This is a genomic window from Oleiphilus sp. HI0079 (assembly GCF_001635105.1).
The window spans coordinates 1-1041 of the sequence record NZ_LWFT01000662.1; the positions used below are offsets into that span (position 1 = coordinate 1).

Annotated in this window: 1 protein-coding gene; it reads right to left on the reverse strand. The window is 48.2% G+C overall.

Annotated features, from left to right (window positions below; all coding sequences use genetic code 11):
* On the reverse strand, positions 1-1041 hold a 1041-nt coding region (locus A3750_RS11985; protein WP_156498544.1), incomplete at both ends, for a response regulator.

Below are 1041 nucleotides of genomic sequence, written 5' to 3' on the forward strand. Positions count from 1 at the left end.
AAACTGTGTAAGTATGCGCAGCAAGAATGTGATCCTTGCACTCAATGAGTTCATCGATGGCGTCGAGTAGCGCGTTTACAAACGCATTGACCGTTTCGCTATCCTGTTCGGTTTTGAGTGCGTGTTCGCTCGCATGAGCGAAATGTCGAAGCTTTGGAATGCCGCATAGTAACGTAACTCCGTGAAGTTTGTGCACAGAGCTTAGTAGCCGCTCTTGGTGATCTTCTTCTTTCGATTTTTCAATCTCACTTCTTGATTCGGGTAAATTTAGAAACAGCTTCTCGGAAAACTCTCTTGCCAAGCGTTCGTTGCCATTGCTTAAATGCACTGACTCTTCCCAGTCAAATATTGGGAGATTATCTGCGTTTTCAGTATTGCCGTTACGCTGAGCTGCGTCTTGTATTGTTCGGGTGAGGCCCTTTTGAGCTTGCACCGACGAGCTAGCAGACTTTCTGGGGTCCGCCAGGTTCGTGTCAGGAAGATAGCTTAGAATCATCTTGTGTAGTCTTGCTTCATCTAGAGGCTTGCTAATGAGATCGATAAAGCCTTGCTCAATGAATTCATTTTTTTCATCGGGCAGTGCATAGGCCGTTAGCGCCACAATATTGCCCGAGTCCCTATACTGTGAAAGTCGTCTTAAGGCTTTTAGGCAGGCGACCCCATCCATGTCGGGCATTTGGATGTCCATTAGGATTAATGGATAGAAGTGCTCTTTGCAAAGCTCCAGAGCGGCCTCTCCACCGTCTGCAAGGTCTAAGGTTAAACCCATTTCATTCACCAAGGCTTTCACCAGCGCTAGGTTCATCTCGTTGTCATCGACGGCCAAGATCTTGTGTTCGCTTTGAAGCGATGCGAGAGCTGGAGCGTTCTTCGTGACGGTATTATTGGATTTATTGTCCCGGTAGTCTGGCTGAGTGCCATGATTTTGTGCGTTCTGTGTTGGCTCTGAGGTGAACCCCGCGATGCTGGTCATACTGTGAGACAAACCGGCGATCGTTGCGGGTTTGATCGCATGTCCATCGCCCACTGCAAGAATGGCAT